The 12,363-nt window shown below is 63.4% G+C and carries 9 protein-coding genes; 8 read left to right on the plus strand and 1 reads right to left on the minus strand.

Features of this window, described 5'->3' with window-relative positions; all coding sequences use genetic code 11:
* Positions 1-273: 273 nt before the first annotated feature.
* The 3 genes from VLE48_01095 (at position 274) to VLE48_01105 (ending at position 6,039) form a co-directional block, all read left to right on the plus strand.
* Positions 274-3,264 (plus strand): TonB-dependent receptor, encoded by a 2,991-nt coding sequence (locus tag VLE48_01095; protein HSA91581.1) that lies wholly within the window; start codon positions 274-276, stop codon positions 3,262-3,264.
* Positions 3,265-3,419: 155 nt separating this feature from the next.
* Complete coding sequence (locus tag VLE48_01100) at positions 3,420-4,616, plus strand: aminotransferase class V-fold PLP-dependent enzyme (protein ID HSA91582.1); 1,197 nt, start codon at positions 3,420-3,422, stop codon at positions 4,614-4,616.
* Positions 4,617-4,638: 22 nt separating this feature from the next.
* Positions 4,639-6,039: an amino acid permease gene (locus VLE48_01105; GenBank protein ID HSA91583.1), complete on the plus strand. Its 1,401-nt coding sequence runs from the start codon at positions 4,639-4,641 to the stop codon at positions 6,037-6,039.
* On the opposite strand, the gene VLE48_01110 is transcribed toward VLE48_01105, so the two are convergent.
* Positions 6,002-7,342, minus strand: coding sequence for a glycosyltransferase family 87 protein (locus VLE48_01110; GenBank protein ID HSA91584.1), 1,341 nt, complete (start codon positions 7,340-7,342; stop codon positions 6,002-6,004). The genes VLE48_01105 and VLE48_01110 overlap by 38 nt on opposite strands.
* A 475-nt stretch (positions 7,343-7,817) precedes the next feature.
* Here VLE48_01110 and VLE48_01115 point away from each other — a divergent pair, with 475 nt between their 5' ends.
* The 5 genes from VLE48_01115 (at position 7,818) to VLE48_01135 (ending at position 12,329) form a co-directional block, all read left to right on the plus strand.
* Complete coding sequence (locus VLE48_01115; GenBank protein ID HSA91585.1) at positions 7,818-8,258, plus strand: division/cell wall cluster transcriptional repressor MraZ; 441 nt, start codon at positions 7,818-7,820, stop codon at positions 8,256-8,258.
* A gap of 43 nt (positions 8,259-8,301) precedes the next feature.
* On the plus strand, positions 8,302-9,249 hold the full coding sequence (gene rsmH, locus VLE48_01120) for a 16S rRNA (cytosine(1402)-N(4))-methyltransferase RsmH (protein ID HSA91586.1): 948 nt from the start codon (positions 8,302-8,304) through the stop codon (positions 9,247-9,249).
* Between the two features lie 116 nt (positions 9,250-9,365).
* Entirely contained in the window at positions 9,366-9,530 is a 165-nt protein-coding gene (locus VLE48_01125; protein HSA91587.1) for a hypothetical protein, read from the plus strand.
* Entirely contained in the window at positions 9,530-10,024 is a 495-nt protein-coding gene (locus VLE48_01130) for a hypothetical protein (protein HSA91588.1), read from the plus strand. The genes VLE48_01125 and VLE48_01130 overlap by 1 nt, the downstream gene beginning before the upstream one ends.
* 148 nt (positions 10,025-10,172) lie before the next feature.
* Positions 10,173-12,329: a penicillin-binding protein gene (locus tag VLE48_01135; protein ID HSA91589.1), complete on the plus strand. Its 2,157-nt coding sequence runs from the start codon at positions 10,173-10,175 to the stop codon at positions 12,327-12,329.
* Positions 12,330-12,363 lie beyond the last annotated feature (34 nt).

Raw genomic sequence — 12,363 nt, forward strand, 5'->3', positions numbered from 1 at the left:
AGTGCCCAGTACCCAGTACCCAGTGCCCAGTACCCAGTACCCAGTACCCAGTGCCCAGTACCCAGTACCCAGTGCCCAGTACCCAGTACCCAGTACCCAGTACCAGCGAGACTCGCGGAAAAATCTTCTGGTTAGCGAAACTTTCCGGCGACTGGCGAATCCCATGTTAATTCTTCCGCAGCGGCCTTCTTCTACGGAATGCTTGTAAGTGCCTCGTGACTGCGATATAAGTCAGCCGCTTTGCTTTGTGTACGAACCTTCTTGGGGGCCGACATGAAAGGCAGCTTGGAGAAAAGGTGGGTGGCGGCGTTTGCGGTCATTGTGGTGCTGTGTATTTCGATCTCGGCATGGGGGCAAGCCAGCGGTTCGACCATCCTGGGACAGGTCAAGGACGTGAGCGGCGCCGTGATCAGCGGCGCCAAGGTCGAGGTGCTGGCCACCAATACCGGGCAAAAGCGCGAGACCCAGAGCGGTAGCGACGGCACCTTCACCGTGCCCAACCTTCCCGCCGGCCCCTACCGGGTGACGGTGACGCAGAGCGGCTTCGGTGGGCAAGCCAAGGAGCTGACCCTGCTGGTGGGGCAGTCTGCGGACCTGACCTTTACGCTATCGCCCGCAGCACTTGAGGAGGAAGTGAAGGTGGAGGCGGAAGTGCCATTGGTCGAGACCAATACCGCAACCATCCACAAGAACATCACTCCCGAGCAGGTGCAGACCCTGCCCATCAACGGGCGCGACTTCTCGTCGCTGGCCATCTTGGTGCCGGGTGTGACCACGGGCAATACCGCCACCAGCGCCAACTACGACCCTGTGAAGCGCAATGTGCCGGCCATCAGCATCAACGGTCAAAACGGACGCAACCTGTTCATGGCTATTGATGGCGGCGACAACACCGACATCTTTATGGGCGGCCAGAACCTCACCCTGTCGCTGGAGGCGGTGCAGGAATTCGAGGTCATCACCCACGATCCCAAGGCCCAGTACGGGCGCGGTATCGGCGGCGTGATCAACGTCGTTACCAAGAGCGGCAGCAACGAGTTCCATGGGTCGGCGTTCGGGTTCTTCCGCGACGACAGCCTGCAGTCCAACAATGCCATCTCGGAAATGTTCGGCGCGCCCAAGCCGCCTTTTGACAGCCGGCAGTTCGGAGGCACCATCGGCGGACCGATCAAAAAGGATCGGGCGTTCTTCTTCTACAGTTACGAGCGGCAGCAGAACGACACTTCCCGTGTGTTCAACAGCGGCGGAACATTTCCCTCCCTGGATGGGACCGTCACCCCGCAGGCCTTCCGCCAGAACTTCCACTTGGGGCGCGTGGACGTGAGGCTGGCTGACAATCACACTCTGTTCGGACGCTACGCGGAGCAGGACAACGATTCCAGCAACGAGTTCTTCAGCGACCAGGACGCGCCGGATTCCACCGCCGATGAAAGCAACCGCTTCCACGACGTGGTCATCGGGCTCAGCTCACTCATTGGGAACAACAAGGTCAACGACCTGCGCTTCCACTACCAGTGGTGGCAGAACCGCATCCAGAACGACCTGAGCTCGAACGACGTTCCCACCATCATCCTTCCCAGCGTGACCTTTGGCGCCAGCCAGGCGGGCACGCAGGCCCCCAAGGAGATCACCTACCAGTTCAGCGACGACTTTTCCTGGACGCATGGGCGGCACAACATTCGCTTCGGCGGCAACGTCGTCATCCAGCCGCACATCGGTATCGAGGGCGACTTCCGGCATAACCGCTACCGCTTCAACACCAATGACTACGACCCGGCGACCAACACCATCCTGGCTGGAAACAGTCTGGCCAACTACCGCTCTTGGTCCTCACCGGGGTTCGACATCGTGAACCGCACCATGACGCACCTGGGTTTCTACGTCCAGGACGACATCAAGCTGGGACGCCTGACGCTGGCCCTCGGCCTGCGCTACGACTACGTCCACAATCTGTTCTACAACCGCGGCACCGCGGCGGAAGACGTGGTTCGGGACAACGTCGGAGCGGTTCCAGGAGGGCCATCGCGTTCCACTCCCACGGACGATAAGAACAACTTCGCGCCCCGGGTCGGGTTCGCGTACGACGTGCTGGGCAACGGCCGCATGGTGGTTCGGGGAGGTTATGCCCGCCTGTTCGACCCGGCGTCCATTCTGGCCAGTACGTTGTTCGCCGACCTGGAAGTGACCCAGGTCAACGGCAACCCGCCCTTCAACTTCGTCTTCGTTCCCGGCGCATTTGCCGGCTTCTTCGGTCTCCCTTGCGACACGGTTCCTTGCCAGCCTGCCGTGTTCGATGCCGGACCGGCCAACGTTCCGTTCAATTTCCCGATCGGATTCGTCAATTCGCCGGATATGGAAGTAGCTCGGGCGGACCAATTCAACCTGGGATTCGTGTATCAGATCCAGGAAGGAGCACTGGCCGGCCTGACTTTTGACGTGGATGGCGTTTACTCCCGCACCCGCAAGCTGGTACAGGGACGCAATCTCAACTTCTGTATCAATGCGGATCCAAACTGCTTGGCGGGGGTCTGGACGCCCACCGGAGTCAACTTCCCGCAGGCCGGTCCTAACGATCCCCTCACTAACATCCCGAGGCAAATCTTCCTGGAAGACACTACCGGCCGGAACGATTACACGGCCCTCATCGTCTCGGTGCGCAAGGCGTTCGCCAAGCGCTGGCAGCTCTTCTCTAGTTACACTCTGTCCCGCGCGATTACCGACACCAACCAGTTCACCTTCGTGGTGCTGAACCAGCTGCAGCCCAATGCTGTGGGAGAACTAGGGCCCACAAACTGGGACGAGCGCCATCGGGTAGTCATCTCTGGATTGGTCGAGTTGCCATGGAAGATTCAGTTCTCGAACATCTTCACTGGGGCTTCGGCGCGGCCCTATACCGCTTCCGACAGCTCGAATTGCGACGTGAACCTGGACGGCGTGCCCACGGTCTTCGGCGCCATCGACAACGGACCCGGTGGCTCTCGCACGCAAAACGTCTCCTCCTGCGACAGGGTGGGCGGCCGCGGAGTCTTCCGTGGCGACCCCACCTACAGTTGGGACATCCGCGTGGCCAAGTCGTTCCCGCTGGAAGGGCTGGCCCCCCAAGCGCGGATCGAAGGCCTGTTCGAGGTTTTCAACCTCACCAACGCCGATAACTTCGGCCAGAACTACTTCGATGATCTGAGCGTTCCAAGTTCATTCGGCACGCCCATCAACATCATCACGCCGCCGCGCACCATCCAGGTGGGCGTGAAGTTCCGGTTCTAGGCGGCCAGCCCCGGATCACAACGGCGCCAGGAACTCGCGGTTTCTGGCGCCGTTCGTTTGTCCGGGACCGAATCCGTGATTCGGGCTTTACAATCGTGGGACTTTCGGCGCGGAAAGGAAGCAATCGGTTGGAAACAAAGCAGGCGGCACCGGCGATGAGTCTGGAGCAGGCGCGGGAGCAGTTCCCGGCGCTCCGGGATAAAGTCTTTCTTGACGCGGCCTGCGTCAGCGTGGCGCCGCGCCGTGCCACCGAAGCCATTGCACGTTTCCTGGAGATGGCGGCGCTTTGCCCCTCGCGCTCGGCGACGCTGCATCACATCGCCATGGACGAAATGCGGGCCGAGGCGCGGCCGGAGATCGCGCGTCTGCTGAACGCGGCCGCGGACGAGATCGCCCTGGTCGAAAGCACCACCCACGGTCTCGCCATCGCGGCAGAGCGCATCCCGCTGGAGCGTGGCGATTGCGTCTTGCTCTGTGACCTGGAGTTCATGCAGGTAGCCATTCCCTGGGTCCAGAAGCAGAGCGAAGGAATTGCGATCGACGTAGTTCCGCATCGCGATGGCCGGCTGCTACCGGAAGACGTCGCCGCGCGCATGGGACCGAAGACCCGCGTGCTGGTCCTCAGCTCGGTGCAGTGGTCCAACGGGTTCCGCTGCGACCTGGGGAAGCTCGGGGCGCTGTGCCGCCAGCGGGGCATATGGTTAGTGGTGGACGCCATCCAGCAGTTGGGCGCGTTTCCCATCGATGTCGCCGCCACGCCCGTCGATATCCTCACCTGCGGCGGGCACAAGTGGCTCAACTCTCCCTTCGGCGCGGGCTTCCTCTATATCCGTCGTGACGCGCAGGCGCGCCTGCGCCCGCCCATGCGCGGCTACCTGAGCGTCGAGACGCCGGAAGGCGGCTGGGGAAATTATTTTCAAACTCCCTCCATCACCCCGGTGCGTGACTACCACTTCGTGGGCGGCGCGCCCAGCTACGAGATCGGTGGGACGGCGAACTATCCCGGCGCCATCGGCCTGGCGGCTTCCTTGCGGCTGATCCATGAACTGGGACAACAGCGCATCGCCGCGCACATCACCAGCCTTACGGACCAGTTGATTGCTGGGCTTCAGACCTTGGGCGTCACCGTGGTAACGCCGACGGAGCCCGAGCATCGCTCCGGCATCGTCACCTTTTCGATGGGATCGCCGCAGAAGAACCTGCAAATGATGGAACGGCTACTTGACCACAAGGTTCTGGTCTCGGTGCGTTACACCTCCCACGTGGGCGGCGTCCGGGTTTCCTGCCACTTCTTCAACTCGAAAGCGGACATCGACAAGCTGCTCGAGACGGTGGAACGCAGCGAACCATAGAGGGGAAGGGAAACTGAAACCGTTGGACTCGACCGCAGAAGTGCAGCGCGCTCCGGCGCTGGAGATCCTGGAGAAAGAAAAGGGCCTGGCACGCCAGTTGAGTGAGCGGCAACTGGCCATGATCGCCATTGGCGGCGCCATCGGCACGGGCCTGTTCCTGGGCAGCGCGTTGGCGGTGCGGGTGGCCGGACCGGCAGTCATCCTCACTTATCTGCTGGGAGCGGTGGTGGCCTTGCTGCTGATGGGCACGCTGGCGGAAATGGCGGTGGCGCATCCCACAGCCGGCTCGTTCGGCGTTTATGCCGAGATCTACGTCTCGCGCTGGGCGGGATTCGTCATACGCTACACCTACTGGGCGGCCCAGTCCATCGCCATCGGCGGCGAAGCGGTGGCGGTGGCCATCTACTGTCAGTGGTGGTGGCCGCAGGTACCGCAGTGGATCTGGGTCGTGGGATTCTCGCTGGCTTTGGTGTACATCAACGCGCGCAGCGTGGGGAACTTCGGCGAGTTCGAATACTGGTTCTCCATGATCAAGGTGGTGGCCATCTTGTTGTTTGTGGTGTTCGGTGCGGCGATGCTGCTGGGCTTGGGACAGGCCGAGCGCATCGGCCTGCGCAATCTTACCGAGCATGGCGGCTTCTTCCCCTTGGGTGTCAAGGGCGCGTGGATGGCGCTGGTCTTCGTCATCTTCAGCTACATCGGGACCGAAGTCGTAGCGGTGACGGCAGGCGAGGCCCTCGATCCGCAGAAAGCCGTGCCGCGCGCCATGCGTACCATGGTGGTGCGGCTCATCCTGTTCTATGTGGCAGCCATCACCGTGCTGCTGGCGGTGGTGCCCTGGAACCAGATCCAGCCGGGTGAGGGCATCACGGCCAGTCCTTTCGTGCGCGTGTTCGCGCTCATGGGCGTGCCTGCGGCGGCGCACATCGTGAATTTCGTGGTACTCACCGCGGCGCTTTCCAGCATGAACTGCAACCTCTACCTGGCGACGCGCATGGTGTTTTCCCTAGCCCGGGGAGGCTATGCGCCGTCTAGCTTCGGCCAGGTTTCCGCCAAAGGAACGCCGGTGCTCGCCTTGCTGGTCTCTGCCGGCGGGCTGTTGATTGCCACGCTCTTTGCCTGGCGATTTCCCGAAACTGCCTACGTCTACATGTTCGGCATCGCTCTGTTCGGCGGCCTGTTCGTGTGGTTCATGATCTTCATCACCCACCTGTTTTTCCGCAAGCGATGGAGCGAGAGGGAGCTGGCGGAATTTCCCGTGCGCATGCGCGGATCTCCCTACACCACCCTGCTGGGCGCCGCCCTGCTGGCCGCCATCCTGGCTACCACCTGGTGGGTGGAGGGAATGCGCATCACCCTCATCGCGGGCCTGCCCTGGCTGGCCTTCATCTCGGCGGCGTACTGGGTGTGGGGACGGAAATAGGCTGCCTGCCGAAAGCTTCGTCTCGCAGAAACAGGCCTACCAGCAGCAAGGCTACGAAGGGCAGCGCTGGCTCGCTGCGGATAGGAAGTGAGAGCACAAACAGGTTGGAGCCCCAACGCGCAGACGCTAGGGCGATGAGGCAAACCGCCGCGGCTGCCAGCCATTGCCAGCCCAGCAACGCCGCTGCAGTCGCATAGATCGCCCGCTTGACCAATCTCCATTGCGGGAAGCCGGCCGCCTGGGTACCCAGCCACAGCGCCGCCGGCAGCATGATCAGGTGGTCGTAGACGGCATCGGCGTTCGGTATCACTACAGCGGTGCCCACCGCAACCAGCGACATGACCGCGGCCCATTCCTTTGAGCCCGGATCACAACGCCGCAGCATCCAGCACGTAGCCGCTACGGCTAGAACCACCAATGCTGCCACCAGGACGCCGCCGCTCTCCCCGAACATCACCTGCGCCAACGGAGGCTTCTGGTACCGGCTGAAGGCCTGCACGGTGGCCCACCAGCGCGAAAACCAGCCCGGAAGTATCAATTCCGAACCTGCCAGCAGGACGCCCAGCGTAGCCGCGAATCCTCCCAGTACTCCCTTACGGTGCCGCCAACCGCCCACGGACCACAGCAGGAACCACGCTGCAAAGGGAAGTGCGAGATGGGGTTTGACGGTGGCCAGCGCCAGCAGAACACCTGCCGTTTTGTGGTGTCCTGCTGTCACCGCGGCGCAGGCTCCTGCGATCACAGCCATGGCCAGCAGGGAAATCTGTGTAAGCGAGTAGCCCTCCGCGAAAGGCATGCTTCCCAGCACCATCACGCTGGCCAGGAGCAAAGTGCGCGAAGACAATCGCAGTGAGAGGGCCCAGCTCCATAGCCGCACGCTGCCAACGGCGGCCAGCGGCAGCAGGATCGTAAATAGCAATTCTGCCGTTCCAAACGACACCAACGAGATCGGCGCCAGCAGCAGGCAGACGTAGATGGGATAGATGAAACGGTGCTCGTCCTTCGGATCACTCGGGCGAGACGGATCGAGTGGGCGCCCGTAGTACGCGGTCTGGATGCGCTTGGTGGCGGCCGCGCCGTAGGGGTCGCCGCCTTCCCGCAGCACCAGCCGAGTGCCGAACCAATAGGGATACAGGTCCGAAAAGTTGGCTTCCAACCCCCGCTCCGCCAGCGCCGCCGCCGCCCGCCGATGCACCAGCTCAACATAGGCGTGCATGGAAAGCGCGAACAGGCACGCGGCCAGCAGAACGGCTGGGGACTTCCAGGACCGTCCTCTTCCGGCGGCTGCGCTCTGGGAATCCATCGCCGAGCGTGATTATTTCAGAGCAACATGGCGCTTGCTACGGCCGGATGCGCCGGAGAATTTCCACAGATACTGATTCGTTAACAGGCAGAGTAACGATTAAGGCACCTCCCTGGTAAACGCAATATCTTGTGGTCAACCAGCCGAAAAGCGCCATTCCTCGCGCTTTTCGCTATACCCCTGCCTACCCCTTCGCCAGGGTCAATATTCCTGTTGACACGCAATGATTTAGCTGTAGCATGGGTGGTCAAAAGTGGTCGAAAGTGGTGTCAGATAGAAGGAGAGGCAATCCAAACCCAGCGTCAGTGGAATGGTGGGGAAGTGGGATCGGGGCTCCAGAGGATGGAGAAAAAGACCCCCCAACACGAGGCAAGCGCGACTGAGATCAGGGAAATTGTGACGGCATTTGCGGGCGCGGCGGTAGTCATCGCGGCCCAGGCAGCAAGAAAGACCCCGGGGAACCGGGCAAACAGGCATGTTTCGCGGCAATCATCCAACCCGCGTGGACGAAAAAGGGCGACTCAAGGTCCCGGCGGAGTTCAAGCGCCTGATCGACGAAAAGTATTCGGCCCAGTTCTACATCACCAGCGTGGATGGGCAACGGGCGCAGATTTACCCCTTCGAGGAGTGGGAGCGCATCGAGGAGAAGCTGGCCCGGCTGTCCAACTTCAATCCCACCAAGAAGAAGCTCTTGAATCGCACCAATTATTACGGCCAGGCCGTGGAGATGGATGCCCAGGGGCGCCTGTTGATTCCGCCCATTCTGCGCCAGGCGGCGCAGTTGCGGGGCGAGGTAGCGGTGCTGGGCAACCTGACCTACCTGGAAGTGCGGAACATGGAAGCGTTCCGCAAGGAGTTGGAGGAGAGTCCGTTCACGCTTGAGGACGAGAAGACCCTGGACGACTTGGGTATTTAACAGCGCGGCCGGCGAGACCGGCGCGCGGCAGGGTCGGGCGTGAATGGCAGCAGGGTTTGCAAGCAACGCCCCTCAGGGGGGCGGGCATGGCACGGATGGGGAGTTTGGCCATGTCTCGGTTCTTTTAAAAGAAGCGATCGATTTCCTGGCCATTCGGCGTGGCGGCACCTATATCGACGCCACCCTGGGCTCGGGCGGACACGCGTATGCCATCGCAAGACGCCTCGGCGCTCAGGGTCGTTTGATTGGGCTCGATAGGGATCCCGCCGCGCTCGCGATAGCCCGCCGGCGCCTGGAGCCGCCTCCCGCACAACGGGAGGACTGGCCGCAGGTGGTCGTCGAGCAGGCCGCATTCTCCGAACTGGAGCGTTGGGTGACTCCGGGTTCGGCGGATGGGCTGCTGGCCGACCTAGGCGTCAGCTCGTTGCAGTTTGACGATCCGCGGCGGGGGTTCAGTTTTCAGGCGGAAGGACCGCTCGACATGCGCATGGACCCGCGCAGCGAGCGCACCGCCGATCAAGTGGTAAATCGCCTCGACGAGGTCACACTCGCCAAGGTGATTTACGAATTCGGTGAGGAAAGGAGGTCGCGGAGAATCGCCAGAGCCATTGTCCGGGCGCGGCCGATACGAAACACCGCTCATCTAGCACAAGTCATATCGGCCGCGTTCCGGTCAATGAAACCCGGGCGCATTCATCCTGCGACGCGTACTTTCCAAGCAATCCGGATTCACGTGAACCGCGAACTGGAGGAGCTCGGGGCACTGCTCGGAGCAGCGCCCCGGGTCCTGAGGCCGGGAGGGAGGCTGGTGATCCTCAGCTTCCACTCGCTGGAGGACCGCATGGTGAAGGACGCGTTGCGGGAAGGTGCGCGCCAGGCAGTGTACGCCGTGCTGACTCGCAAGCCGGTCCCGGCCGGCGAACCGGAAATCGAGCGCAACCCGCGGGCCCGCAGCGCGAAACTGCGCGCGGCGGAGCGCCTGGCGGAATGAACAGGTTTCGGGACGGCATCGCCTACCTGACTTGGGCGAACGACAAAGCAGTTCCACAACCAACCTACCTTTACGATGCCGTCCCGGAAAAGGTTGAGGTTGGACGGAGGTGAAGGATGCATAGGGGAACGATGATCGACGAATTGATTGCTACGGTGGAGCGTGCCGAACACACGGCATGCTGCGACCCGGCCCCGCAGCCGGCGCAACCGAAAGCGGAGGTGTTCGTGCCGTACGCCTATTCCGCGGCGCACGCGCTGGAACTGGTTGAGGTGGCTTAGTGGCGGCCGGGGCGATCCCCACCACGCGTACCGTGCGCTCGCAGTTGGTCAGCGGGCGCGCGGCGCGGCGGCCCTCCCCCGCACGCGCGGGCACCCCGGAGATTTACTTTCCCAAGGCCATCGACAATTCCCGCCTGGTGCGCGTGGTGGACCGGCAGCGCAACCGCGAGATGGCCATGTTCACCGTCGCAGTGTGCGCGTTGTTCGCGCTGGTCATGGTCTACGCCGGCCAGCATTTCAGCTCCATCGAATATGGCTACAAGCTGGAGGCACTGAAGGCGCAGCGCGACGCGCTGGTGGAACAGAACCGCGCCTTGCGCCTGGAGGATGCATCGCTGCGCAGCCCGGAACGCATTGACGCCCTGGCGCGACAGATGGGCCTGGAGGCTCCGCGCGTCGGCCAGATGATGCGATTGGAGACCCCGGGCGCCGACCTGGGCGCGCCGGTAATGGCGCGCGCGGCAAGCGTCCTGGTTATCTCGCCGCAGCCTTAAGGATTCCCTGGAACGAACTCCGGGGAGCAGGACCGGCCTGGCTTGAACCGAAGTCACTGACCGGCGACCTGGCGGCGCAAAGCGCCGCCGGGAAGGAATTGCAGAAACCCTGGCGGCCCGGAGCGGACTCCGGGCCGCATCTGCATCTATGGCAGGAGGCTGGAACAGCAACGGCAACGGCGTCCCGCGGCGGCTGCTGCTCCTGGCGCTATTTCTCTTTCTCTGGGCCAGTCTCATCGGCCTCCGCTTGGTCGATCTGCAGATCCTCCAGTACGGCGAGCTGCTGGAGCGCGCGCAGCGCCAGCAGCAGCGTACTATCGAGGTTTCGCCCCGGCGCGGCGTCATCTATGACCGCAATGGCCAGGAACTGGCCATGTCCGTCACCGTGGATTCCGTCTTTGCCGTGCCCAGCGAGATTCCCGACCAGGAAACAGCAGCCCAGCTCCTGGCGCGCGTGCTGGAAACCGACACGGGTGACATCCATGCGAAGCTGAAGTCGTCGCGTGCCTTTGCCTGGATCGCGCGCAAGGTAGACGCCCAAACCAGCCAGCGCATCCGGGCGCTCAACCTGCGCGGCATCTACTTCCAGAAGGAGTCCAAGCGCTTCTACCCCAAGCGCGACCTGGCGGCCCAGGCGCTGGGCTATGTGGGCATGGATGATGAGGGCCTGGGCGGCATCGAGTATGCCTTCGACAAGGAATTACGCGGTGGGCCCGGGCGCATGATGATCTCCCTCGACGCTCGTCGCCGTTGGTTCGGCCGCGTGGAGCGCGAGCCCTCCCCCGGCCAGAACGTCGTGCTGACTCTCGACGAAAAGATCCAGTACATCGCGGAACGCGAACTGGATGAGGCCATGCGCCAGACCCGCTCGGCCGCCGGCACCATCATCGTCCAGAACCCGCACACTGGGGAGATCCTTGCCCTGGCCAGCCGGCCCACCTTCAATCCCAACACCTTTCGCAAGTCTTCGCCGGAGGCCTTGAAGAACCGCGCCGTCAGCGACGTGTACGAGCCCGGCTCCACCTTCAAGATCGTCACCATCGCTGGCGCTCTGGAAGAGAAGTTGACCCGGCCCTCCGAAACCATTGATTGCCAGAACGGCGCCATCTACCTGGGTAGCTTCCGCATCCGCGATCACAAGCCTTTCGGCCTGCTCTCCGTGGCCGACGTTCTGGCCCACTCCAGCGACGTGGGCACCATCAAGCTCGGGCTCCGTCTGGGCGAAGAGCGTTTCGACCAGTACATCCACCGGTTCGGATTCGGCCAGCCCACCGGCATTGAGCTGCCGGGCGAGAGCCGCGGCCTCACCAAGCCGGTGAGCCGTTGGTCCAAAGTCTCGATCGGCGCCATCTCCATGGGGCAGGAGATCGGCATTACCGGCCTGCAACTGGTGGCGCTGGTTTCCACCATTGCCAACGATGGCGTGTGGACCGCCGCGCGCATCGTGGCCGGAGTCACCCGCGAGAAAGATGGGCTGCAGCGGGTGCTCTTCCAGCCGGCCGAGCAGCGGCGGGCCATCTCGCCGGAGACCGCCATCCAGATGAAGCGCATGATGGAAGGCGTGGTGCTTCATGGCACCGGACGCCGTGCCATCCTGGAGGGTTACACCGCGGCCGGCAAGACGGGCACGGCGCAGAAGATCGATCCCTCTACCCGAACTTATTCGAGTTGGAAGCACGTGGCTTCGTTCGTCGGCTTCGCTCCCGTCAATCAGCCTGCGGTGACCGTGGCGGTCATCCTCGATTCGCCCTTGGGTCCGCATCAGGGCGGACAGGTAGCGGCGCCGGTGTTCGCCCGCGTCACCCAGCAGGTGCTGGCGTATCTGCGGGTGCCCCACGACATTGACGTGCCGCGCCAACAACTCCTGCTGCGTGCGGCGGCCAGCGTCGCGGATGACGATGTGTCGGAAGGCTCGCCCGACCATCCGGCATGGAGCGCCGAGCCACCGGAGGCGGGTTCCACGGCGGCCGCCTCGCTCGCGCCGGAAGCGGCTGAGACCGCGCCCCGGACTCATCTCGTGGCCACAACCGCAAAGCCGGCAAGCCAGCCAGACGCAGCACCGCCGCCGCTCCAGGCCCCGTCCTTTCCGGGACCGCCGGCCAACGGTACCGTCATGCTCGATACCGAAGGCGGCGTGGTGGTGCCTTCGCTGATTGGCAAGCCCTTGCGTGAAGCCTTGGTCGTCGCCCAGCGGGCGGGCATCGAACTGGATGTCGTGGGCAGCGGGGTGGCGCGGGAACAGGCGCCTCCGCCGGGCTCGCGCATCCCGGCCGGAGCCCGGGTGGCGGTGCGTTTCGCCCGCTAGTGCAGCCAGGTTTTGGGTGGGAGAGCGGGGCTTC

This window comes from Terriglobales bacterium, assembly GCA_035454605.1.
Taxonomy (GTDB): domain Bacteria; phylum Acidobacteriota; class Terriglobia; order Terriglobales; family Acidobacteriaceae; genus DATMAB01.